This window comes from Actinomycetospora lutea (assembly GCF_028737205.1).
GTDB lineage: Bacteria > Actinomycetota > Actinomycetes > Mycobacteriales > Pseudonocardiaceae > Actinomycetospora > Actinomycetospora lutea.
Genome location: NZ_JAQZAL010000037.1, coordinates 22,371 through 43,952 on the forward strand (window position 1 = coordinate 22,371; position 21,582 = coordinate 43,952).

At 74.2% G+C, this 21,582-nt stretch carries 23 protein-coding genes; 9 read left to right on the top strand and 14 right to left on the bottom strand.

Going from position 1 to position 21,582, the window contains the following annotated elements; genetic code table 11:
* Window positions 1-20 precede the first annotated feature (20 nt).
* The 3 genes from PHK61_RS27975 to PHK61_RS27985 all read left to right on the top strand — a co-directional run bounded on the left by PHK61_RS27975 (window position 21) and on the right by PHK61_RS27985 (window position 2,400).
* The gene (locus PHK61_RS27975; protein WP_274284310.1) at window positions 21-557 is read left to right on the top strand and encodes a DUF1707 SHOCT-like domain-containing protein; all 537 of its coding nucleotides are present in this window, start codon (window positions 21-23) and stop codon (window positions 555-557) included.
* Between the two features lie 396 nt (window positions 558-953).
* Window positions 954-1,553: an isopentenyl-diphosphate Delta-isomerase gene (gene idi, locus PHK61_RS27980; RefSeq protein ID WP_420791451.1), complete on the top strand. Its 600-nt coding sequence runs from the start codon at window positions 954-956 to the stop codon at window positions 1,551-1,553.
* Between the two features lie 58 nt (window positions 1,554-1,611).
* Window positions 1,612-2,400 carry a YybH family protein gene (locus PHK61_RS27985; RefSeq protein WP_274284312.1) on the top strand — a complete coding sequence of 263 codons (789 nt, stop codon included), beginning with the start codon at window positions 1,612-1,614 and terminating at the stop codon, window positions 2,398-2,400.
* A gap of 32 nt (window positions 2,401-2,432) precedes the next feature.
* Here the strand turns inward: PHK61_RS27985 and PHK61_RS27990 are convergent, their stop codons facing one another.
* On the bottom strand, window positions 2,433-2,861 hold the full coding sequence (locus tag PHK61_RS27990; protein ID WP_274284313.1) for a VOC family protein: 429 nt from the start codon (window positions 2,859-2,861) through the stop codon (window positions 2,433-2,435).
* Window positions 2,862-2,866: 5 nt separating this feature from the next.
* Entirely contained in the window at window positions 2,867-3,922 is a 1,056-nt protein-coding gene (locus PHK61_RS27995) for a helix-turn-helix domain-containing protein (RefSeq protein WP_274284314.1), read from the bottom strand.
* A 28-nt stretch (window positions 3,923-3,950) separates the two neighbouring features.
* On the opposite strand from PHK61_RS27995, the gene PHK61_RS28000 reads away from it, so the two are divergent.
* Window positions 3,951-4,274, top strand: coding sequence for a putative quinol monooxygenase (locus PHK61_RS28000; RefSeq protein ID WP_274284315.1), 324 nt, complete (start codon window positions 3,951-3,953; stop codon window positions 4,272-4,274).
* A 22-nt stretch (window positions 4,275-4,296) separates the two neighbouring features.
* Here PHK61_RS28000 and PHK61_RS28005 read toward each other — a convergent pair whose 3' ends face one another.
* Entirely contained in the window at window positions 4,297-5,724 is a 1,428-nt protein-coding gene (locus PHK61_RS28005; RefSeq protein ID WP_274284316.1) for an MFS transporter, read from the bottom strand.
* A gap of 95 nt (window positions 5,725-5,819) precedes the next feature.
* Between PHK61_RS28005 and PHK61_RS28010 the strand changes: the two genes are divergently transcribed.
* Both PHK61_RS28010 and PHK61_RS28015 read left to right on the top strand, forming a co-directional pair.
* Entirely contained in the window at window positions 5,820-6,344 is a 525-nt protein-coding gene (locus tag PHK61_RS28010) for a TetR/AcrR family transcriptional regulator (RefSeq protein WP_274284317.1), read from the top strand.
* 53 nt (window positions 6,345-6,397) lie between these two features.
* On the top strand, window positions 6,398-6,760 hold the full coding sequence (locus tag PHK61_RS28015; protein ID WP_274284318.1) for a DUF3040 domain-containing protein: 363 nt from the start codon (window positions 6,398-6,400) through the stop codon (window positions 6,758-6,760).
* 6 nt (window positions 6,761-6,766) lie between these two features.
* Here PHK61_RS28015 and PHK61_RS28020 read toward each other — a convergent pair whose 3' ends face one another.
* Window positions 6,767-7,480, bottom strand: coding sequence for a Crp/Fnr family transcriptional regulator (locus PHK61_RS28020; protein WP_274284319.1), 714 nt, complete (start codon window positions 7,478-7,480; stop codon window positions 6,767-6,769).
* Window positions 7,481-7,612: 132 nt separating this feature from the next.
* Window positions 7,613-8,929, bottom strand: a complete 1,317-nt coding sequence (locus PHK61_RS28025) for an MFS transporter (RefSeq protein WP_274284320.1) — start codon at window positions 8,927-8,929, stop codon at window positions 7,613-7,615.
* Between the two features lie 151 nt (window positions 8,930-9,080).
* On the opposite strand from PHK61_RS28025, the gene PHK61_RS28030 reads away from it, so the two are divergent.
* Window positions 9,081-9,419: a universal stress protein gene (locus tag PHK61_RS28030; RefSeq protein ID WP_274284321.1), complete on the top strand. Its 339-nt coding sequence runs from the start codon at window positions 9,081-9,083 to the stop codon at window positions 9,417-9,419.
* Window positions 9,420-9,504: 85 nt separating this feature from the next.
* Window positions 9,505-10,647: an MFS transporter gene (locus tag PHK61_RS28035; protein ID WP_274284322.1), complete on the top strand. Its 1,143-nt coding sequence runs from the start codon at window positions 9,505-9,507 to the stop codon at window positions 10,645-10,647.
* 22 nt (window positions 10,648-10,669) lie between these two features.
* Here PHK61_RS28035 and PHK61_RS28040 read toward each other — a convergent pair whose 3' ends face one another.
* Genes PHK61_RS28040 through kdpF form a run of 6 tightly spaced genes read right to left on the bottom strand, consistent with a single transcriptional unit; the run spans window position 10,670 to window position 18,453 of the window.
* A complete protein-coding gene (locus tag PHK61_RS28040; RefSeq protein WP_274284323.1) occupies window positions 10,670-11,353 on the bottom strand; it encodes a response regulator in 684 nt (227 codons plus the stop codon).
* Entirely contained in the window at window positions 11,350-13,926 is a 2,577-nt protein-coding gene (locus PHK61_RS28045) for a sensor histidine kinase (RefSeq protein ID WP_274284324.1), read from the bottom strand. The genes PHK61_RS28040 and PHK61_RS28045 overlap by 4 nt, the downstream gene beginning before the upstream one ends.
* Window positions 13,927-13,950: 24 nt before the next feature.
* Complete coding sequence (locus tag PHK61_RS28050) at window positions 13,951-14,640, bottom strand: potassium-transporting ATPase subunit C (RefSeq protein ID WP_274284325.1); 690 nt, start codon at window positions 14,638-14,640, stop codon at window positions 13,951-13,953.
* 5 nt (window positions 14,641-14,645) lie between these two features.
* The gene (gene kdpB, locus PHK61_RS28055) at window positions 14,646-16,721 is read right to left on the bottom strand and encodes a potassium-transporting ATPase subunit KdpB (RefSeq protein WP_274284326.1); all 2,076 of its coding nucleotides are present in this window, start codon (window positions 16,719-16,721) and stop codon (window positions 14,646-14,648) included.
* Window positions 16,718-18,355, bottom strand: a complete 1,638-nt coding sequence (gene kdpA / locus PHK61_RS28060) for a potassium-transporting ATPase subunit KdpA (protein ID WP_274284327.1) — start codon at window positions 18,353-18,355, stop codon at window positions 16,718-16,720. The genes kdpB and kdpA overlap by 4 nt, the downstream gene beginning before the upstream one ends.
* Window positions 18,355-18,453: a K(+)-transporting ATPase subunit F gene (gene kdpF, locus PHK61_RS28065; RefSeq protein WP_274284328.1), complete on the bottom strand. Its 99-nt coding sequence runs from the start codon at window positions 18,451-18,453 to the stop codon at window positions 18,355-18,357. Before kdpF ends, kdpA begins: the two co-directional genes overlap by 1 nt.
* Window positions 18,454-18,875: 422 nt before the next feature.
* On the opposite strand from kdpF, the gene PHK61_RS28070 reads away from it, so the two are divergent.
* Entirely contained in the window at window positions 18,876-19,622 is a 747-nt protein-coding gene (locus tag PHK61_RS28070; protein WP_274284329.1) for a DUF4118 domain-containing protein, read from the top strand.
* A 129-nt stretch (window positions 19,623-19,751) separates the two neighbouring features.
* Here the strand turns inward: PHK61_RS28070 and PHK61_RS28075 are convergent, their stop codons facing one another.
* From PHK61_RS28075 to PHK61_RS28085, 3 genes are all read right to left on the bottom strand, one after another.
* Window positions 19,752-20,168 (bottom strand): ACT domain-containing protein, encoded by a 417-nt coding sequence (locus PHK61_RS28075; RefSeq protein ID WP_274284330.1) that lies wholly within the window; start codon window positions 20,166-20,168, stop codon window positions 19,752-19,754.
* Between the two features lie 64 nt (window positions 20,169-20,232).
* Window positions 20,233-20,847 (bottom strand): class F sortase, encoded by a 615-nt coding sequence (locus PHK61_RS28080; protein WP_274284331.1) that lies wholly within the window; start codon window positions 20,845-20,847, stop codon window positions 20,233-20,235.
* 2 nt (window positions 20,848-20,849) lie between these two features.
* Window positions 20,850-21,536, bottom strand: coding sequence for a hypothetical protein (locus PHK61_RS28085; protein WP_274284332.1), 687 nt, complete (start codon window positions 21,534-21,536; stop codon window positions 20,850-20,852).
* Window positions 21,537-21,582: the final 46 nt, after the last annotated feature.

Consider the following 21,582-nt stretch of genomic DNA (forward strand, 5'->3'; position numbering starts at 1 on the left):
GACCGGCGCGAGGAGGCGCCGTGGACACCGACGATCCGCACACCGCTGGCCCGGACGCCGGGGACGGCCGGGACCTGCCCGCGAGGCCGCCGCGTCCGACCGGTCGCGCCGGGCTGCGTGTCGGGGACGCCGACCGCGGCGCCGCCCTGGACGCCCTGGGGGACCACCTCGCCGCCGGCCGCCTCGACATCGACGAGTTCGGCGACCGCTCGGCCCTCGCCGCCGTCGCGGTGCACCGCGCGGACCTCGAGGCGCTCTTCACCGACCTGCCGGCGCCGCACCCGCCGCTGCCCGACCTGCCGGCGCCGCCGGCCCCGTCGGCTCCGCCGGCTCAGCGTCGCGAGGCCCGCGCGGCGCCCGTCCCGCCCCACTACCACCACCACCGCCCGGTACCCGCCCCGGTCGCCGGTCTGGGGCTCGCGGTCCTGCTGCTGATGATGCTGCCCGTCGTGGTGGTGGGGGCCGCGACCACCGGCTCGGCCGGCGGTCTGCTCATCCTGCCGCTGCTGTTCGTCGTCCTCGGCCACGCCGGGCGCGCGCGGCGCGGGCGCTGGTGACGATCCGTCGAGGAGGGGGGCTGGCGCGATCGCGCAGCATGAGGTTAGGCTTGCCTCATCGCTGCGCGGGTGTTGTGGTGGCGCCCAGCGGCAGCGGCGAGAGGCGGGCCCGGGCTCGAGGGATGAGCCCGGGCCCGCCGATCTTCCCTGCATACCACCTTTCCCTCGCCCGTGCTGCGCGACCGTCGCCGACCTGCGGTGATGCGCTCGATCTCCGGACCTCCGGGCGAGCGCGGCGACCGACCCGGCGCCGTGGCCGCCGGGCCGGGTGTGGTGCCGGCGGGGTGAGGTGACCCTTGCTCGCTGCGTCCCTGCCGGCGTGACGCAGACCTCCGGTCGGGACCCCGACGTGCCGCCCCGCCGGACCGACGGAAAGCTGGAGCCTCGATGGGGACCATCGAACGGGTCGTGCTGCTCGACGAGGCCGGGGCGGTCGCGGGCACCGCGCCGAAGGCCGACGTGCACCACGGCGCCACGCCGCTGCACCTCGCCTTCTCCTGCTACGTGTTCGACGGCCGCGGCGAGCTGGTGGTGACCCGCCGCGCCCGGAGCAAGGCCACGTTCCCGGGCGTGTGGACCAACAGCTTCTGCGGCCACCCGGGCCCCGGCGAGCCGATGGACGTCGCGCTGCGCCGCCGCGCCCGCCAGGAGCTCGGGATCGAGCTCGACGGGCTGCGCCTCGTGCTCCCCGGGTTCCGCTACCGCGCCGAGCAGGGCGGGGTCATGGAGAACGAGATGTGCCCGGTGTTCGTCGCGCACACCGCCGACGAGCCCCGCGAGCCCGACCCGGGCGAGGTCGACGAGGTCCGCACCGTCGCGTGGGCGCTGTTCCGCGACGACGTCCTCGCCGGCACGTGGCCGGGCATCTCGCCGTGGTGCGCCGACCAGGTCCGCGCCCTCGCCCCGCTCGGGCCCGACCCCGTCCGCTGGGCGCCGGGCGACCACGCCGCCCTCCCGCCGGCCGCGTTCCTGGAATCGTCCGCGCCGCACCGATGATTCGCCGGCCGCGGGGCGGTTCCTCCTGGTGAGTGCCGGACCACCCGAGGAGGACACCGTGGCATCGAAGGACGAGCAGGAGATCCGTGCGCTGATCGAGCGCTGGGCGCACGCGGTGCACGCCGGCGACCTCGACGCGGTGCTCGCCGACCACTCCCGCGACATCGTCATGTACGACGTGCCGCCGCCGCACGACGGCGTGCGCGGCCTCGAGGAGTACGCGCGGACGTGGCCCCCGTTCTTCGGGTTCCAGGCCTCCGGCGCCTGCTTCGACATCGTCGAGCTCGACGTCACCGCGGGCACCGACGTCGCCTTCGCCCACGCGCTGATGCTCTGCGACACGCCCGCCGAGCGCGCCGCGCACCCCGAGCGCCGCCTGCGCCTGAGCCTGGGGCTGCGCAAGGAGGACGGGCGCTGGGTCGTCGCGCACGAGCACCACTCGTTCGCCGACGAGACCCCGATCGCCGAGGAGGACGAGCAGGCGGTGCGCGCGGTGCACCGCGGGTGGGTCGCCGACACCGCGGCCGGCGACCTCGACGCGCTCGTCGCCACGATCGCCGACGACGTCGTCTCCTACGAGATGGCCGGCAGGCTGTCCCACGACGGCATCGACGAGGTGCGCGAGGTGTGCCGCGAGGGCCTGGAGGCCTCGCCCGGACCGGTCGCCTGGGAGATCCCCGACCTGCGCGTCGCCGTCGGCGGCGACCTCGCCGTCTCCTGGGGCATCGACCACCTCACCCCGGCCGGCGGGGAGACGATGCGCTCCCGCGGCACCCGCGTCTTCCGCCGCACCCCCGACGGCTGGCGCATGGTGCACCAGCACCTCTCGGTCCCCGCGGAGGCCTGAGCGCGCGCCCCGGAGTTCCGACCGAAGGGCGGTCAGGGGCGTGGCGCGCCCGGGTAGGTCCCGAACTGCCAGTAGTTGCCCTCCGGGTCGCGCACGGCGACGTCGTGGGAGCCGTAGTCGGTGTCGTAGGGCTCGCGGACGATCTCGCCGGCGCCCGCCTCGCGGATCCGGGCGGCGATGGCGTCGATCTCCGCGGGATCGGGCACGACCACGTAGGCCGCGAACGAGCCGCTCGAGGTGGCGCGCTCGTCGGTCCCGGGCCGCTTCTGCCCCATCATCAGTCCGCCGCCGGTGGGCCACGCCAGCTCGGCGTGCTGCACGACGCCGTCGTCGTCGGTGTAGGCGACGACCTCGACGAAGCCGAGCACGCCGGTCAGGTAGCTCATGAGCCCGCGGGCGTCGGCGGCGGCGAGGGTGGGCCAGACGGTGGGCGGCGGGGTCTTGCCGTCGGTGGTGTCCATGGCGCTCAGGATGTCTCCCCGGGCATCACCGGGTCTTGGATGTTCCCGATCTCCTCGGCGATCCAGCGGGTCGGCGAGCACCCGGCGAGCGCCCCGAACTCGCGGGTGAGGTGGGCCTGGTCGGCGTAGCCGCCGTCGGCCGCGATGTCGGCGAGCCCGAGCGGCGCGCCGGCGGCCGCGCGCGCCGCCAGCCGGCGGCGGGCCCGGTCGAACCGCGCCATGCGCCCCGCGACCTTGGGCGCCACGCCGACCTCGGCGCGGAACCGCTGCCCGAGGTGCCGCTCGCTCCACCCGACCTCGTCGGCCAGGGCGCGGACCGGCACCGTCCCGCCCGAGCGCACGACCCGGCGCCACGCCTCCCGCACCTCCGGCGCGACGGGACGCGCGGCGGTCCCGCGCGCGCCGTCGAGCGCCCGGTGCAGGACGTCGTCGATCGCGGCGAACCGCCCGGCCCAGCCGTCGGCCTCCTCGACCCGCTCGTGCAGCTCGCGCGCGAGGGCGCCGAGCACGGCGTCACCGTCGACGGTGACGCCGGCGAGCTCCGCGGCCGGCCTGCCGAGCAGGGCCCGGGCGGCCAGCGGGTCGAGCACGACGTGCAGCCCCGACTGCCGGCCGTCGTGGACGATCGACTCGGGCGTGGTGTGCAGCCCGCCGATCGCGACGTCGCGGCGCACGAGCGTGCCGTCGGGCGCCCGCATCGTCAGCGGCTCGCCGAAGGTGACGATGAACGTCAGGTACGGCGACGGCAGCCCGCGGTGCACGCCCGGGGTGCCGCCACGCAGGTCGTACCCGTGGTAGGCGACGTGGCCGCCGAGCGCGCCGGCGGGGCGCCCCGCGCGCCCGTCCGCCGACCCGTCCGCCCCTCCGGCCATCGAGCCAGTCTGGCGCCGGCGGCCGTCGGCGTCGACCGCGCCGGTCGTGCCGGCGGGTCGGGCCCGGCAGGTCGGGACGCGGCCCGCGGCGACCTCGGCGCGGACAGGTGTCCCGGACCCGGTCTCGTGGCGGCGCCCTCCGGCGCGCGAGAGAATCCCGCGCGACGGTCCGAGCACCAGCTCGAGCACCAGCGCAGCGGATGGAGAGAGACCTGCCGTGATCCTCATCAACGTCAAGTGGACGGTGAAGCCGGAGTACGCCGAGCAGTTCCCGTCGCTCGTGCAGGAGTTCACCGAGGCGACGCGCCGCGAGCCCGGCAACATCTTCTTCGAGTGGTCCCGGCACCTCGACGAGGCGAACACCTACGTCCTCGTCGAGGCGTTCCAGGACGACGCGGCCGAGGCACACGTCAACTCCGACCACTTCAAGAAGATCGTGGCGGACGCGCCCGAGTGGGTGGCGGAGGCGCCGAAGATCATCAACGTCCAGGACGTCCCGCAGGACGGCTGGGGCGAGATGGGCGAGATCCAGCCCCGCTAGGCGACGCGCGGACCGGCCGGCGCTACACGCCGGCCGGCTCCCGCTCGACGGCGGAGCCCAGCATCCGCCGGGCGCCGACCGCGGTCACCGCGAGGACGACCGCGCCGAGCACGGACGCGATCTGCACGCCGGCGGTGAACGCCTCGCGGGCGGCGGTGACGTCCACGCCGGGGTGTGTGAGCGCCCCGCCGAGCGTCTCCTGCCCGGTCCGCGCGGTGAACACGGCCGCGGCGATGCTGCCGAGCACCGCGGTGCCCAGCGCGCCGCCGAGCTCGTAACCGGTCTCCGAGATCGCCGAGGCGGCGCCGGCGCGGTCGGCGGGCGCGGCGCCGAGGATGAGGTCGTTGGTCAGCGCCTCGGCGAGCGCCACCCCGCCGCCGAGCAGCACGAAGCCCGCGACCACCGCGCCCAGCCCGCCCAGGACGCCGACGAGGGCCAGGCCCACACCGGCGAGCCCGAGCCCGGCGCCGACCAGCCCCGGGGCCGCGAACCGGCGCGCGAGGCGGGTGGCGACGAGCGCGCCCGTCACCCCGGCCACCGAGCCCGGCAGCATCCACAGCGCAGCGGTGAGCGGGCTCAGGCCCAGCACGAGCTGCAGGTACTGGGGCAGCAGCACCAGCAGCCCGACCAGCGCGAACACGCCGAGCAGGTTGGTCACCACCGACACCGAGAACGGCCGGCGCGCGAACAGCTCCAGGTCGATCAGCGGGTGGGTCAGGCGGCGCTGGCGCCGGATGAACACCACGCCCGCCGCGAGTCCCGCGACCGCGGCGACGCCGGCGCCCACCGTCGCGCCCTCGGTGGCCAGCGTCTTCACCGCGGCGACCAGCGGCAGCATCGCGGCGAGCGAGAGCGCCGCCGACGGGAGGTCGAACGGGCCGGGGTGCGGGTCGCGGCTCCCGGGCAGCACGCGCGGCCCGAGCGCGAGCAGCAGCGCGATCACCGGGACGTTGACCAGGAAGACCGAGCCCCACCAGAAGTGCTCGAGCAGGACGCCGCCGACCACCGGGCCCGCGGCCGCGCCGCCGGAGAACGCCGCCGACCACACGGCCACCGCCGTGGCCCGGCGCGCCGGCTCGGGGAACGCGGTCTTGATCAGCGAGAACGTCGAGGGCATGAGCGTCGCGCCCCCGAGCCCGAGCAGCGCGCGGGCGACGACGAGCGTGCCCGCGGTCGGCGCGAACGCCGCGGCGACCGAGGCCACGCCGAACGCCGCGGCGCCCCACATCAGCAGGCGCCGCCGCCCGATCCGGTCGCCGAGCGTGCCCATCGTGACCAGCAGGCCGGCCAGCACGAACGAGTAGGCGTCGACGATCCAGAGCTGCTCGGCCGCGCCGGGGTCGAGGTCCTCGGTGAGGGCGGGCAGCGCCGCCCCCAGCACCGTCATGTCGATGCTGATCAGCAGCACCGGCAGCGTGAGGACGGCCAGCGCCGGAGACCGTCGGGACATCGTCGCCTCCACGACCCAGGTGACTGCACCGTCCGGACGGTGCAGTTTCGGACGACGCCGAAACTACACCGGCTGGACGGTATAGCGTCAAGGCCGTGCCTCGCCCGTCACAGCGCGACCGCATCCTCGACGCCTACACCGACCTCGTGGTGACCTCCGGCCCGGAGACGGTCACCCTCGACGCCGTGGCGGCGGCGGCCGGCGTGTCCAAGGGCGGGCTGCTCTACCACTTCGGCTCGCGGGAGGCCCTGCTCGAGGGGCTGCTCGAGCGGGCCCGCGAGCTCAACGACAGCGACCTCGCGACCGCCCGCGCCGCGCCGGAGGGCGTCGTCCGCTACTACCTGCGCACCTCGTTCGACCAGCCCGCCATCGCGAGCCCCGTGTACCGGGCCACGGTCGCGCTCATCAAGCTCGCGACCACCGAGCCGCGGGCGGCGGAGGCGACCCGCCGGTGCCTGGCGGGGTGGCGGGCGGCGCTCACCGAGGAGCTCGGCGACCCGCTGGCCGCCGACATCCTCGCGACGGTCGGCGACGGCATCTACCTGCGCGCCATCGTCGGGGACACGAGCGAGGGCATCGCCGCCGCCCTCGAGGAGGTCATCCGGCGGGCCGGAGCCTGAGCGGTGGCCGACGACACGGTGTCGGAAACGCGTTTCGTGCCCACTCTGTGGGCGTGGAGCCGCACGAGGAGCCCGGTCGCCCGCTCGAGGAGACCTCCGGGAACCCCGCCGACCGTTCGCCCGACCCGTACGACGAGCGCTTCGCCGGCATCGTCGCGCACCTCGCGGCGCAGGACCCCCGCTTCGTGCGCCGGGTCAGCGCCCCCCTGACGGTGGGGCTCGGCGTCGGCGACCTCATGATCGTCGTCGCGCTCGTGGCCACGGTGATGTTCGGCGTCGTCCCGCTCGCCATCGGTGTGCACGCGGGCGCGGTGCCGCTCGTGGTCGTGGGGGTGATCGGGTGCCTGGTCCTGCCCGCGGGCGCACCGTTGGTGGTGCGTACGGTGCTGCGCCGTACGCGCCCGTTGATGCCCTGAGCCGGCCTACACCGCCACCGCGTCGACCCGCCGCCGCAGGCTCGGCAGGTCGCGGACGACGATGTCGCGCCCGTCCTTCTGCAGCACGCCCTCGGCGACGAGGCGGGACAGCTCGCGGCTCGTCGTCACCCGCGTCAGCCCCACCATCAGCGCGAGCTCGTCGACCGGCGGGCGCACGCTCAGCCGCGTCGGGGCACCGAGCGCGCCCCCGCCGTAGGTCTCGACGAGGTGCCCGAGCAGCAGCGCGACGCGCTCGCGGGCGGGCAGGCCGTCGAGGCAGACGTGCAGGTGCAGCACCCGCTGCTTGTGGGCGACGCGGCGCACGACCTCGACGAGCAGCTCCGGGTCGTCCCGCGCCGCCTCCACCAGGGTGTCCCGCGCGATCGAGAGGACCTCGCACGGCACGACGGCGGTGGCCGTGACGGGGTGCGGGGCGCCGTCGAAGCAGGGGCCCTCGCCCAGGCCCGCGCCCGGCTCGGCCCACGAGATCACCCGCTCCGTGCCGTCGGGTCGCAGCATGTGGACGCGGACGCGGCCGCGGACGATGACGTGGAACACCGACGCCGTGTCGCCCTGGCGGTAGAGGTGCCCGCCGGCGGGCAGTGTGCGGGGGACGCCCAGGGCCTCGATGCGCCGGCTGACCGCCCCGGTCTCGGCCAGCAGGAAGGGCGAGACCGTCGGGGTCGGGACGACGGCGGGAACGATGCTGCGCCGGGCCACGTGCGCCCCCTCGCTGAGACGTCACTGGCCGCCCGGAGGGTCTGGGCGGTCCGGGCAGGGTAGAGCCGGACCGGCGCCTGTCGAAAGGGACGAAGCAGGCGCCGGCCCGGCGGAGTGGTCCGGTCGGTGTCCTCAGGCCGTCGCGGGCTCGCTCGTCAGGCTGATGGAGGCCGCGTCGGTGTCGGGCAGGGCGATGGTGCACAGCAGACTCAGCACGGACAGTCCGGCGAGCAGCGCACCGATCGCGATGGCCGACCCGAACCACGCCACGAGCGCGGTGGCGATGAGCGGCACGATCCCGCCGCCGATCACACCGGCGAGGTTGTAGGAGATGCCCGCGCCGGTGTAGCGGTAGTGGGTCGGGAAGAGCTCCGGCAGCTGCGCACCCTGCGGGCCGTAGGCGAGGCCCACGACACCGAGCACGACGGCCAGCCCGAGGCCGAACGCCCACCCCGTGCCGATGTCGAGGATCGGGAAGGCGATGAGGCCGCCGACCACGGACAGGCTGTTGCCGATGATGATCATCTTCCGGCGCCCGACCCGGTCGGAGAGGATCGCGCCGAGGATGGTCGTCGCTGCGAACACGAGCCCGCCGATGATGCCCATCGCGAGCACGGTCGTGCGGGGCAGTTCGAGCTGCTGGGTGCCGTAGCTCGTCAGGTAGGTGACGCCGATGTAGAAGAACGCGAACACGGTCGTCGTCGAGCCGGCGGCGAGCAGCACCCGGCGCGGGTGGGTCGTGAGCACCTCGGCCACGGGCATGCGCATGCTCGCCTTTTTGTCGCGGGCCTTGAAGGCCGCGGTCTCCGTGATCGCGAGGCGCACGTAGAGCCCGACCGCGACGAGCAGGACGGACGCGATGAACGGCACCCGCCAGCCCCAGGCGAGGAAGGCCTCGTTGCTCATGGTCAGCGCCGTGGTGAGGAAGGTGGCGCTGGCCAGGGCGAACGCGAGGGACGGCCCGAGCTGCGGGAACAGCGCGTACTTGCCGCGGGCCTTCGCCGGCGAGTTCTCGGCGGTGAGCAGCGTGGCGCCGGCCCATTCGCCGCCGACCGCCAGGCCCTGCAGGATCCGCAGCAGCACCAGCAGGATCGGTGCGAGGACGCCGATGGCGCCGGTGGTGGGCAGCAGGCCGATGGCCAGCGTGGAGAGGCCCATCAGCAGCAGCGTCGTCACCAGCGTCCGCTTGCGGCCGAGCTTGTCGCCGAAGTGTCCGAAGAGCACCGAGCCGAAGGGGCGCGCGACGAACGCGACACCGAAGGTCGCGAGCGCGAGAGCCGTGCCGGCCGCGGCCCCCAGGGTGGGGAAGAAGACCTTGTTGAAGACGAGCGCGGCGGCGGTGCCGTAGATGAAGAAGTCGTAGAACTCGATGACCGTGCCGGTCATGCTCGCGATCGCGATGCGGCGCATGGGCGGTGGCGAGCTCGTCGTCGACGCGTCGCTACTCACAGAACCTCCTGAACATTCGTACGGGCACACGGAGTGTCCGGTTCAGGACAGCTTGCGGTCTGTATCACACACTACAGACACTCGTTCGGCAGTGTGCTGGTCACCGATGTTCCACTGGGTGACCGACGAGGTCAGGGGGTAGGACAGGACGATGACGATCCTGGTGGCGGTCACCGACGACCCCCAGGGCAGCGCCGCCCTCGACGTCGCGCTGGCGGAGGGGGAGCGCCGGCGTGACGACGTCGTGGCCCTCAACCTGCGCCCCCGTCCCCTGGAGGTGCCCGACGGCGCGACCGTCATCGACCGCCTGCTCGGCGTGGAGGACGGCGACGCGGTGCTCGAACGCCTGGCGTCCGACGCCGGCGTCGACCTGCTCGTCGTCGGCGTCCGCCGGCGCACGCCGGTCGGCAAGGCGCTGCTCGGCGACCTCGCCCAGCGCCTGCTGCTCGAGGCCGACGTGCCCGTGCTCGCCGTGAAGGCGCCCGCTTAGGTCCGGACCCCCGCGTGGTGGACGGCGCGTGCCGTCCGACCCGTGTGGTCGACCTGTGGCCATCCCGTGCCGCACGATCACCCCTGTGCGCTCCCCGGCCCTCCGCCTCACCGTCGCCGGCGCGGCCGTGGTGGGTGTGGCCTATGGCATGGGCCGGTACGCGTTCGGGCTGACGCTCCCGTCGCTGCGCACCGACCCGGCGCTGTCCGCCGACGGGCTCGACGACGCCGTCCTGGGCCTCATCGCGTCCGGGTCCTTCGCGGGCTACCTGGCCGGCCTGCTCCTCGCGCCCGTCGTCGGTCGGCGCGCCGGCCCGCGCGCACCGACGACGGTCGGCAGCGTGTGCGGGCTCGTCGGCGGAGCTCTGGCGGCCGCGTCGACGTCGCCGCTGGTGCTGGCCGTGGGCGTGATCCTCGCCGGCAGCGCCGCGGGCTGGGTGTGGGCGGCGTACTCGGACCTCGCGGCCGTCGTCGTCGACCGGCCGGCCCGCGCGCGGACGCTGGCGATCATCAGCACCGGGACCAGCGCGGGTCTCGTGGTCTCCGGGGTCGTCGGGCTCGCGGCGCTCGGGGTGCCCGCGTGGCGGCTGGTGTGGGTGGCGATCGGGCTGGCGTCGGCCGCGACGGGCCTGCTCAACCTGCGCTGGACGCCGCGGGTGCCGCCGGCCGGGGCCGGCCGGACCGGACGGATCCCCCTGCGCGGGCTCGCGGTGCCGGTCGCCTACTCCGTGGCCTTCCACGTCGGCGTCACCACGTTCTTCACCTGGGCGGCCGACATGCTGCGCCGGGCCGCCCTCGCCCCGGGCTGGGCGCCGGCGCTCTACGGCCTGGTCGGCGTCGTCGGCCTCGTCGGGCTGGGGATCGGCGGCTGGTGCGCGCGGTTCGGCACGGTCCGCGTCGCGGCCGCCTGCCTGCTCTTCCTCGGCGCCTCGCTGATCGTGCTCGGCACCGGGGCGGGCTCGGGGCTCGTGGCGCTCGTGGCCGCGGCGATCTACGCGCCCGGGATCATGGGCGGGGCCGCCGTCCTCGCGGTGTGGACCGCCGAGATCGCCCCGGAGCGCGCCGGGGAGGCCCTGACGGTCGTCGTCGCGGTCGGGGCGACGACCGCCATCGTGGCCCCGGCCGTCGTCGGCCTGCTGCTCGGCGTCCTGAGCCTCACCGCGGTCCTGGTCGGGCTCGCCGTGCTGCTGGTGCTGACCGCGGCGTTCCTGATCGTCAGATCTCGATGATCGAGCTCCGCTTCGCTTCGTCTCACGTCTCGAACCGGTACCCCCGCCCCGCCTCCGTGACGAGGTGGCGCGGCCGTGAGGGGTCGGGCTCCAGCTTGCGGCGCAGGTGGGCGAGGTAGACGCGCAGGTAGTGCCCCTCGGTGCCGTAGGCCGGGCCCCACACCTCGCGCAGGATCTGCTGCTGGGTGACGAGCATCCCGGGGTGGCGCGCGAGGTGCTCGAGCACGCCCCACTCGGTGGGGGACAGGTGCACCTCGGCGCCGTCGCGCACCACCTTCTTCGCGACGAGGTCGACGATGAAGCTCGCGGTCTCCACCACCGGCGCGCCGTCCGGCGTCACGACCGCCGCCCGGCGCACCGCCGCGCGGAGCCGGGCGAGCAGCTCGGGGACCCCGAACGGCTTGGTGACGTAGTCGTCGGCGCCGGCGTCGAGGGCGGCGATCTTGTCGGCGGAGTCGGTGCGCGCCGACAGCACGATCACCGGCACCGCGGTCCAGCCGCGCAAGCCCTCCAGGACCTCGATCCCGGGCATGTCGGGCAGCCCGAGGTCGAGGATCACCACGTCGGGCGGCGGGTGCTCGGCCGCCGCGCGCAGGGCCGCGGCGCCGTCGGCGGCGAGCACGACGTGGTGGCCGTGCGCGGACAGGTTGATCCGCAGTGTGCGCCGCAGGTGGGGGTCGTCGTCGACGACGAGGACGCGGCTCACGTCAGCACCGCTCCGGGTCGAGCTCCCCCGTCGGCGTGCTCCGCGGACCGCCCCGTCTCCCCGGGCCGGGGCGCCGCCGGCAGCGAGAGCACCATCGTCAGCCCGCCGCCCGGGGTGTCCTCGGCGTCGAGCGTCCCGCCCATGGCCTCGGTGAACCCCCGCGCCACGTGCAGACCGAGCCCGACACCGGTCGCGGCACGGCGGTCGCCGAGGCGCTGGAACGGCGCGAACAGGCGGTCGCGCTGCTTGGGGGGCACCCCCGGGCCGGCGTCCACGACGCGCAGCTCGACCCGGTCGGCGTAGGCGCTGGCGCGCACCGCGACCGTGCCCTCGCCGCCGTGGCGCAGCGCGTTGTCGACGATGTTCGCGACCACCCGCTCGGCGAGCCCGGCGTCCGCGAGCACGTCGGGCAGGTCCTCGGCGACCTGGACGACGACGCGGCCGGCATCGACGTACCCGCTCGCCAGGGCCGCGGCGACCACCTCGTCGAGACCGACCGGCGCGATGACCGGGGAGACGCCGCCGGCCGCCAGACGTGAGGAGTCGAGCAGGTTGTCGACGAGCCCGGTCAGGCGGTCGGCGGACTCCTCGACGGTCGCGAGCAGCTCGGCGCGGTCGGTGGTGGACATGCGCAGGGTGGGGTCGCGCAGGCTGCCGGCGGCCGCCTTGATCGCGGTCAGCGGCGTGCGGAGGTCGTGTCCGACCGCCGAGAGCAGCGCGGTGCGCAAGTCGGCGGAATCGGCGCGGCGCTGGGCGTCGATGGCCTGGGCCGCCATGCGCCGGTTGCGCAGGGCGAGCAGCGCCTGCCCGCTGACGGCGGAGAACGTCGCCCGTTCGCCGGCGGTCAGGCTGCGGCCGGTGCCGACGAGGTGGACGCCCTCGTCGATCTCCACGTCGGCGTCGGCGTCCCGTGGCGTGGTGCACGGGTTGGCGCCGGTGCACGCCGTGACCTCCCACCCGGCGCCCGGTGTCCGCTCGAGCAGCGCCACCGCCTCGAGCCCGAAGGCCTCGCGGACACGTTCGAGCAGCTTGGGCAACGGGTCGGAGCGCGAGAGCACGACACGGGCGAACGAGGCGAGCAGGGTCGCCTCGGTGCGGGCCTGGGCGGCCTGGACGGCGCGCCGATCGGCCCGGTCCACCACGGCCGCGACGAGCAGGGCGACCACGACCATCGCGACGATCGCGAAGGCGTTCTCCGGCTCGGCGACGGTGAACGTGTAGAGCGGCGGGGTGAGGAAGACGTTGAGCAGGAGCCCGCCGCCGACCGCGGCGACCAGCGCCGGCGCCAGCCCGCCGATCATCGCCGTCACCACGGTGGCGAGGAAGAACAGCACCACGTCGGTGGACAGGGCGACCGAATCGCGCAGCACCACACCGATCACTGTCGCGAGCACGGGGAGCAGGACCGCCGCCGGCCAGCCGAACGCGTGGCGCCGCGCGGGCAGCGACAGCCGCCGCCGCGGCGGGGCCCCGGCCTCGGCGTGGGTGACGAGGTGGACGTCGATGCTGCCCGACGCGGCGATCGTCCGGGCGCCGATCCCGGGGTCGACCGCCCGCGCCCAGCGCGAGCGCCGCGAGGTGCCCAGCACCAGCTGGGTGGCGTTGGCGGTGCGCGCGAACTCCAGCAGGGCGGCGGGGACGTCGTCGCCGACGACGGTGTGGAACGAGGCACCGACGTCCTCGGCGAGCCGGCGCAGCGCCGGACCGTCCGCGCGCTGCCCGGTGCCGGCGAGGCCGTCGCTGCGCAGCACGTGCACGCACAGCAGGTCCGCCGACCCGGCGCGACGGGCGATGCGCGCCGCGCGGCGCATCACGGTCGCGCTCTCCGGCCCGCCGGTGACCGCGACGACCACCCGCTCGCGGGCCTCCCACACCTCGGAGATGGCCTCCTGGCTGCGGTAGCGCTGCAGGGCGACGTCGACCTGGTCGGCGACCCAGAGCAGCGCGAGCTCGCGCAGCGCGATGAGGTTGCCGGTGCGGAAGTAGTTCGCGAGCGAGGCGTCGATCTTCTCGGGGCGGTAGATGTTGCCGTGGGCCATGCGCCGGCGCAGGGCCTCGGGCGTGATGTCGACCAGCTCGATCTGGTCGGCCGCGCGGACCACCGCGTCGGGGATCGTCTCGCGCTGCCGGACGCCGGTGATGCGTTCGACGACGTCGCCGAGCGACTCGAGGTGCTGAATGTTGACCGTCGAGATCACGTCGATGCCAGCGGCCAGGAGTTCCTCGACGTCCTCCCAGCGCTTGGCGTGCCGCGAGCCCGGCGCGCACGAGTGCGCGAGCTCGTCGACGACGCACACCTCGGGGGCGCGGGCGAGCATGGCGTCGACGTCGAGCTCGCTGAGCGCGGCGCCGCGGTGGACGACGACCTTGCGGGGCAGGACCTCGAGGCCCTCGAGCAGCGCGGCGGTCCGTGCGCGGCCGTGCGTCTCGACCAGCCCGACGACGACGTCGGTGCCCCGGTCGAGGCGGCGGCGGGCCTCGTTCAGGGCGGCGTAGGTCTTGCCGACGCCCGGCGCCGCGCCGAGGAGGATGCGGAGCTCTCCTCGGCGTGGCGCGACGGGCGATGCGGACACGTCCTCATCCTGCACCGGTGGGCCTCATCGGATCCCGATCGCGGCCGTGACGAGCGAAGCGTTGAGCTCCGGCACGTCCACCCGCGGCTCGCCCAGCACCCCGAGCGTGCGCCCGTCGGTGGCGTCGGCGACCAGCGCGCGCACCCGGTCCTCGGGCAGGCCGGTGACCCGGACGACGCGCGGCACCTGCTGCGCGGCGTACGCGGGGCTGATCTGCGGGTCGAGCCCGGAGCCCGACGCGGTGAGCGCGTCCGGCGGGATCGTCGCCGGGTCGACGCCGTCGCGGGCAGCGATCGCCGCGCGACGCTCCTCGACGGCCGTGCCCAGGTCCTCGGCGGCGGCACCGAGGTTCGAGCCCCCGGACGTCGTGGCGTCCGCGGGGCCGAGTCCGGCGACCGCGTCGTCGGGCGCCGAGGCCGACGGGCGGGTGTGGAACCAGGGATCGGCGGCCGGGTCGGCCGCCACCGGGTCGATCCCGATGAGCGACGAGCCGCCGCTCGGCAGGACAGAGCCCTCGGCGTTCGCGTACAGCCCCGGCAGGCGGCTCACGCCCCAGATCGCCGCCGGGTAGAGGACGCCGCAGAGCACGGTGAGCACGAGCAGGACCCGCACCGCGGCGCCGGCCTGGCGCCGCAGCTGCCGCCCGGTGACGGCGGACTCGTGGGAGACCTCCTCGATCCCGGGCTCGCCGTGGGAGGTGGTGGTGCTGGTCATGGCGGTCACCCGATCCCCGGCACGAGCCGGACGACGAGGTCGATGAGGAAGATGCCGGCGAACGGGACGACGATGCCGCTGAGCCCGTACACGAGCAGGTTGCGGCGCAACAGGCGGTCGGACGTGGAGGGTCGGAAGCGCACGCCGCGCAGGGCGAGCGGGATCAGCGCGACGATGATCAACGCGTTGAAGATGACCGCCGAGAGGATCGCCGACCGCGGCGTGGCCAGGTGCATGACGTTGAGCGCGGCGAGCTGCGGGAAGATCGCCAGGAACATCGCGGGCAGGATCGCGAAGTACTTCGCGAGGTCGTTGGCCAGCGAGAACGTGGTCAGCGCGCCCCGGGTGATGAGCATCTGCTTGCCCACCTCGACGACCCCGATCAGCTTGGTGGGGTCGGAGTCGAGGTCGACCATGTTCCCGGCCTCCTTGGCCGCGGTCGTCCCCGAGTTCATGACGACGCCCACGTCGGCCTGCGCCAGCGCGGGCGCGTCGTTGGTGCCGTCGCCGGTCATGGCGACCATGCGCCCACCGGCCTGCTCGTGGCGGATGAGCGCGAGCTTGTCCTCCGGGGTGGCCTCGGCCAGGAAGTCGTCGACGCCCGACTCGACGGCGATGGCCCGCGCCGTCACCGGGTTGTCGCCCGTGATCATGACGGTCTTGATGCCCATCGTGCGCAGCTCGGCGAACCGGTCCGCGATCCCGGGCTTGACGACGTCCGAGAGCTCGACGACCCCGAGCGCCCGGGAACCGTCGGCGACCACCAGCGGTGTGCCGCCGCGCTCGGCGATACCGGTCGAGATCGCCTCGAGGCGGGCGCGGTCGGTGTCGTCCCCGAGCCAGGCGATGACCGCCGAGGTCGCGCCCTTGCGCACCTCGCGCCCCTCGATGCTCACCCCTGACATGCGGGTGGTGGCGCTGAAGGGGATGAATTCGGCGGCGGCCTCGCGGGCGTCCGCCTCGGCGGGCAGGTCGTGCTGCTCGGCGCACAGCGCGACGATCGAGCGTCCCTCGGGCGTGGTGTCCGCCAGGCTCGCGAGCCGGGCGGCCTGCGCCAGCTCGAGGGCGTCGACCCCGTCGAGGGGGTGGAGAGCTGTCGCACGACGGTTGCCGTAGGTGATCGTGCCGGTCTTGTCGAGCAGCAGTGTCGACACGTCACCGGCGGCCTCGACCGCGCGGCCCGAGGTGGCGAGGACGTTGCGCTGCACCATCCGGTCCATGCCCGCGATGCCGATCGCGGAGAGCAGCGCGCCGATCGTCGTCGGGATCAGGCACACGAGCAGGGCGACGAGCACCACGAGCGACTGCTGACCGCCCGAGTACACCGCCATCGGCTGCAGCGTGACCACGGCCAGCAGGAACACGATCGTCAGCGCCGAGAGCAGGATCGTCAGCGCGATCTCGTTCGGCGTCTTCTGCCGCTGCGCGCCCTCGACCAGCGCGATCATCCGGTCCACGAACGACTCGCCCGGCTTCGCGGTGATCCGCACGACGATGCTGTCCGACAGCACCGTCGTGCCGCCGGTGACGGAGGAGAAGTCCCCGCCGGACTCCCGGACGACGGGGGCGGACTCGCCGGTGATCGCGGACTCGTCGACCGTCGCGATGCCCTCCACGATCTCGCCGTCGCCGGGGATGACCTGCCCGGCCTCGACGACGACGCGGTCCCCGACCTGCAGGTCCGCGGCCGGCAGCGTCGAGCCGTCCTCCCGGTACGCGACGGTGTCGGTGCGCGTGGCGCGCAGCGCGTCGGCCTGGGCGCGCCCGCGGCCCTCGGCGACGGCCTCGGCCAGGTTCGCGAAGACCATGGTGAACCACAGCCAGATCGCGATCGACCAGGCGAACACGCTGGGGTCGATGATCGCCGCCACGGTGACGACGATCGACCCGATCCACACCACGAACATGACGGGGTTGCGCACCTGGTGGCGCGGGTTGAGCTTGCGCAGCGAGGTGGGCAGCGACTCCAGCAACTGCGCGGGGCGGAAGGCCCCGGCGCCGACGGCGCGACCGGTGCGGGAGGCGTGGAGTTCCTCGGCCTCGGCCGGCGGGCGCGGAGTGTGGACGGTGGGGGCGGTCATGCCAGTCCCTCCGCGAGGGGGCTCAGGGCGAGTGCCGGGAGGAACGTGATCGCCGCGACCAGCACGATCGTGCCGGCGACGAGCACCGAGAACAGGGGCGTGCCGGTCGAGAGCGTGCCGGACGACGGCGCGACCCGCGGTTGGCGGGCGAGCAGCCCGGCCAGGGCGAGCACGGCGACGATCGGCAGGAAGCGGCCGAGCAGCATCGCGATCCCGAGCGTGGTCTGGAAGAACCCGCTCGTGACCGTGAGCCCGCCGAAGGCCGAGCCGTTGTTGTTCGACGCCGACGCGTAGGCGTACATGACCTCCGAGAGACCGTGGGGCCCGGAGTTGGTCATCGCCTCGGCGGTGGCCGGCAGGGCGATCGCGAGGCCGGTGCCGAGGAGCACGAGCGCTGGCATCGTCAGCACCACGACCACCGCGCACGTCACCTCGCGGCGGCCGAGGCGCTTGCCGAGGTACTCGGGGGTCCGCCCGACCATCAGCCCGGCCAGGAACACCGCGACGATCGCGACGACGAGGATCGAGTAGAGCCCCGTGCCCACGCCGCCGGGCGTCATCTCCGAGAACAGCATGTTCAGCAGCGCGCCGCCGCCACCGAACGCGGAGAAGCTGTCGTGCATCGAGTTCACCGCGCCGGTCGAGGTCCCGGTGGTCGAGTTGGCCCACAGCGCTGAGGCCGGGATCCCGAACCGGACCTCCTTGCCCTCGAGGTTGGCCCCGGCGAAGGACGCGCTGCGCGCCTCCGCGGTCCAGATCACCGCGAGCATGGCCGTCCACAGCCCGGCCATGACCGCCAGCAGCGAGACGCCCTGGCGCATCGAGCCGACCATGCGGCCGAACGTCCGCGTGAGCGAGACCGGGATCACGAGGAGCAGGAAGATCTCGAGCAGGTTCGAGACCGGGTTCGGGTTCTCGAACGGGTGGGCGGAGTTCGCGTTGAGAATGCCGCCACCGTTGGTGCCTAGCTCCTTGATCGACTCCTGGGAGGCGGTCGGTGCGAGGGCGATCGTCGACGGGCGCCCGTCGACGCCAATGACATCGACCCCCGCCCGCAGGCTCATGATCACGCCCGTCGCGATCAGCGCGACGGCGGCGACGGCCGCGATCGGCAGGAGGATCCGGGTGCACCCCCGGACGATGTCGACCCAGGCGTTGCCGAGGCGGTCGGTCCGGCTGCGGACGAAGCCGCGGACCAGCGCCACGGCGACGGCCATCCCGACCGCGGCCGACACGAAGTTCTGCACGGTCAGACCGGCCATCTGGACGGCGTGGCCCAGGGTCGTCTCGGGGACGTAGGACTGCCAGTTCGTGTTGGTGACGAACGAGATCGCGGTGTTGAAGGCGATCCCCGCCTCCACCGGCCCACGGTCGAACGACCACGGCAGCAGCGACTGCAGCCGCTGCATCAGGTAGAGCAGGACGATCCCGGCGAAGGAGAACGCGAGAATCGCGACGGCGTAGGTGCTCGCCCGCTGCTCGGAGCGCGGGTCGACGCGTACCAGCCGGTAGAGGACACGCTCGACGGCCCAGTCCTGCTCGTCGGTGTAGACGCGCGCCATCCAGTCCCCGAGCGGGCGCCACGCGGCCGCGAGCAGGACGAGCAGGACCAGGACCTGCAGGAGGCCGGCCATCAGAACTTCTCCGGACGCACGAGGGCGATCACGAGGTAGATCAGCAGTCCCAGCGCGACCAGACCGCCGATCAGGTTCGCGATCACGGCCCCGCTCACAGCCGGTCCAGCCCGCGGACGGCGAGCAGCAGGACCGCGAAGACCGCGATCACCACGCCCGCGAAGAGGAGGTCGAGCACCGGGTTCCCTTCGGTCGAGGTGCCGCCTCGCCGGCGGCGCGCCGATCACCGACACTGCGCTCGCCGAAGGGGTCCGGGGACCGTGTTGACGCGTCGTTGACGGCCCGCCTCGCCCGTTTTCACGGGTTCGCATCCAGCTGTGAGACAGGCGACCGGCAGCGCGTCACGATCACGGGTGAAGCCGTGGAGGAAGCGTCGACGGAGGGCTCCCGGAGAGGGGACGCTCATCGAGGCGAGACCTCGCGCGGCTGGCATCTGCTGAGCCGCAGCAATCAGCGCCCACGCCGTGAAAGTTTCGTTGACGTCGGGCTCACGCCGCGTTCCGCGCAGTCTCCTGGGAGCATGTCCGAGCGATGGCGCGTCGGCGTTCGTGTCGCCGCCGTGGTGGTCCCCGTCCTCGTCGCCGCGCCGGCGGGTCTCGCCCGGGAGTGGTTGGCGAACACCAGCGCGGCGCTGGTGCTCGTGCTGGTGGTCGTGGGGGTCGGGGCTGTCGGCGACCGGATCGCGGGCGTGCTCGCGGCACTGTCGTCGGCGGCGGCGTTCGACTTCTTCCTCACCGCGCCCTACCTGCGGTTCGTGATCGTCGACCGCGACGACATCGAGACCGCCGTGCTGCTGCTGGTGATCGGGATCGCGGTCAGCGAGCTCGCGTGGTGGGGGCGGCACCAGGCCGCCCGGTCCAGCCGACGGGCGGGCCATCTGTCCGGCGTTGCCCGTGCCGCGCGGCTCGTCTCCGAGGGATCACCGCGGCAGGAGGTCGCGGACACGATCGCCGGCATGATCGGCGAGGTTCTCGAGCTCGACGACTCCCGCTACGAGCCTCCGGGCACGCGTGTCGGAGGCGCCGAGGGCCGGCCCGTGCTCCGCCGAGACGGTTCGATCGTCTGGGCGGGCCGTAGGGTCGATGTCCGTCGCGAGGGCCTGCCCGTCATGGACGTGATCGAGCTCCCGGCCGGTCGGGAGGGCCGGGACGGCGTGTTCCTGCTGACCGCGAGCTCCGAGGTCCGGCGGCCCAACCCGGAGGATCTCCTGGTCGCCGTGACCCTCGCCGAGCAGCTCACGACTCCGCGGACGACGACGCAGGGTTGACATCGCCCCGTCCCGCCCCGCCCGACTCGGTCCTCGTCAGGACGCGACCGTGTCGGCCTGACCACACCGGGCGGCCGCGACGGACGACCGCCACGGCGCCGGTGTCAACCGAACGTCGGAGCCCGACCGCTACGCGTCGTCCACGTCGGGGCGACGAGTCTTCACGGCACCGGAGACGCGCTGGAGCGCCGCCATCGCGTCGTGGCGGCGCTCCCACGGCACGAACAGGTGGTCGTGGTGGAAGCCCGCGACGGCGTTGGTGCTGATGCCGGCGTCGGTGAGCGCGCGGGCGATCGCGGCGAGGAACCCGACGGCCTCGAGCGCAGAGTGCACGCGCAGCGTGATCCCGGCGCACGGGAAGGCGCCGGCCAGCCCGTGGGCGTCGGCGTCGTCGGCCGTCACGATCGCGGACAGTCCCTCGTCCTCGCGGATCGTCGCGAGCGCTTCCACCCCGTCGGGGAGATCGCCGACCCAGACGTACCGCCGCGGGTGCAGGAGCGGCTCCATGCCCGTCAGCAGGCGGTCGAGGTCGGTGTCGCCGGGCATGCGGGTGATCGTCCCGCGATGACGGGAGCCGCGGGACCCGGTCACCCGGGTCCCTCGGCGCCGGTCAGACCTTCTGCACCTCGACGAAGTCGGCGTAGACGATCACGTTGGAGAGGTACGACCGGGCGCCCCGGTCGTAGTCCCCGCCGCAGGTGATGAGCCGGAGCTGCGGGTTGGCCGTGTCGTTGTAGACCGCGTCGGTGGGGAAGGAGTCCTTCGGGATCGTCTCGACCCGCGAGACCTCGAACACGGCGCGCTGCCCGTCGGCCCGGTCGACGAACACCTGCGCGCCGGAGACGATGTCCTCCAGGTTCGCGAAGATCCCCGGCTGGCCGCCGCCGTTGACGTGCCCGAGCACGATGCTCGGCCCGACCTCACCCGGCGTGGGGCTCTGGTCGAACCACGACGCCTGCATGGGCTGGGACACCGGCGGGACCTCGAGGCTGCCGTTCTCCTGGAGCCCGGTCGGGACGAGCGTCGACTCCGCCGAGATCGACGGGACGATCACCCGCGTCGGGGCCGACGAGGCCAACGGCGTGGGCGCGCCGAACCCCGCCGGCCCGTTCGAGTTCGCCCCGACGACCAGGGCGAGCAGGACCAGGATCACGATCAGGCCGATCGAGATGTTGGTCGTCGAGAGCCCGGACTTCTTCTCCGTGTCCTTGTCGGTCGCGGGCATCGTCAGTTGCCCGTGTCCACGCCGCCGGACGGGACGCGCTTGACCTGCGTCGCGTACACCTCGCCGACCGGGCGGTAGTCGTACCAGTAGTGGCCGACCGAGTAGTTGTAGTAGCAGCTCACGCTGCTGTTGTTGCCGTGGTGACCGCGGTAGCGGTCGTAGTCGTAGCCCGAGTCGTAGTCCTCGCCCTGGTCGGTGCTCGTGTAGCCGTCCGGGCCGTTACCCAGGTCCGGATCCTCGGGCGTGGGAGTCGCGGTCCCGGGGGAGTCGGCTCGCAGCCCCTGGCGCCCGGAGGCGCCGGACGATGTCGCCGAGGAGGTGTCACCGGAGATCACCGAGGGGGATTCGAGGCTCGGAGCTGAGGTTTCCCCACCGCCGTCCTGCAGCGTGTTCGACGGGACCGACACCGACGGGAGAGAGGTGGGCAACGATGGGAGCGTCGGGAGCGTCGGGAGCGTCGGGAGCGTCGGGAGCGTCGGGAGCGACGGGCTGGTTGGGCTGGACGAGCTCGTCGGGCTCGTGGGGCTGCTGGTCGGGTGCTCATAGCGCGGGTGGTCGTAGGTCGTGACCTCGACGCAGGTGTTGTCCGTGGACGAGGTCGCGGACGCCGACCCGACGCCGAGCGCGCTGATGAGCAGCACCCCCGCCCCGAGCACCAGGACCCGCTGGCCCATTGCTTGACTCGTCATGCCTTTCTCTCCGTCCCCGGCCCTTGCCGGCCCGCTCCGGTGCACG

Coding starts and splice junctions, on each gene's coding strand:
- PHK61_RS27990 (WP_274284313.1), bottom strand. CDS start 2,861: ATGGACACCACCGACGGCAAGACCCCGCCGCCCACCGTCTGGCCCACC.
- PHK61_RS28005 (WP_274284316.1), bottom strand. CDS start 5,724: ATGTCCCGACGGTCTCCGGCGCTGGCCGTCCTCACGCTGCCGGTGCTG.
- PHK61_RS28030 (WP_274284321.1), top strand. CDS start 9,081: ATGACGATCCTGGTGGCGGTCACCGACGACCCCCAGGGCAGCGCCGCC.
- PHK61_RS28050 (WP_274284325.1), bottom strand. CDS start 14,640: ATGACCAGCACCACCACCTCCCACGGCGAGCCCGGGATCGAGGAGGTC.
- kdpB (WP_274284326.1), bottom strand. CDS start 16,721: ATGACCGCCCCCACCGTCCACACTCCGCGCCCGCCGGCCGAGGCCGAG.
- kdpA (WP_274284327.1), bottom strand. CDS start 18,355: ATGGCCGGCCTCCTGCAGGTCCTGGTCCTGCTCGTCCTGCTCGCGGCC.
- PHK61_RS28070 (WP_274284329.1), top strand. CDS start 18,876: ATGTCCGAGCGATGGCGCGTCGGCGTTCGTGTCGCCGCCGTGGTGGTC.
- PHK61_RS28075 (WP_274284330.1), bottom strand. CDS start 20,168: ATGCCCGGCGACACCGACCTCGACCGCCTGCTGACGGGCATGGAGCCG.
- PHK61_RS28080 (WP_274284331.1), bottom strand. CDS start 20,847: ATGCCCGCGACCGACAAGGACACGGAGAAGAAGTCCGGGCTCTCGACG.
- PHK61_RS28085 (WP_274284332.1), bottom strand. CDS start 21,536: ATGACGAGTCAAGCAATGGGCCAGCGGGTCCTGGTGCTCGGGGCGGGG.